General features: G+C 46.8%; 1 protein-coding gene. It reads right to left on the bottom strand.

Annotation, left to right across the window (positions count from 1 at the left end; all coding sequences use genetic code 11):
• Positions 1–30: 30 nt before the first annotated feature.
• On the bottom strand, positions 31–515 hold a 485-nt coding region (gene ruvA, locus R7044_RS28130; protein WP_225456386.1), incomplete at its 5' end, for a Holliday junction branch migration protein RuvA.

Here is a 515-nt window from a genome sequence, read left to right as displayed (position 1 = left end):
TTCAATCATACTGTTACCTTGAACTTTCCGTTACACCATTGATTTTAGTGCTTCACGGATCAGCTGCTCGCTGCTCATGTCCGGTTTAGCAATTTGAGAAACTACTTTCGACGCTTGAGTTGGCTTGTAGCCTAGAGCAAGAAGTGCGCTGACCGCCTCTTCTTCTGCACTATTTGACGAAGCGGCAGCCGAGTCAGTAGGAGCGGCATCAGTAAACGGCGTGAATAAGTCGCCAGCTCCCCAACCTTTTAAGCGGTCTTTCATTTCAACGACTAAACGCTCGGCGGTTTTCTTACCAACACCAGGTAACTTCACAAGCGTAGAAACATCTTCACGCTCTACACAAGACACGAACTGGCTCGCTGTCATGCCTGAAAGAATACCCAAGCCAAGTTTAGGGCCAACGCCGTTTGCTTTGATCACTTCACGGAATAGCGCACGCTCTTTTACTGTATTAAAACCGTAAAGCAATTGCGCGTCTTCACGCACAACAAAATGAGTATAAATAATCGCTT

The sequence above is a fragment of the Vibrio sp. 1402 genome (assembly GCF_033340275.1).
Note: the sequence above shows the minus strand (reverse complement) of the source record. Positions and strands in the feature narration are given on the sequence as shown.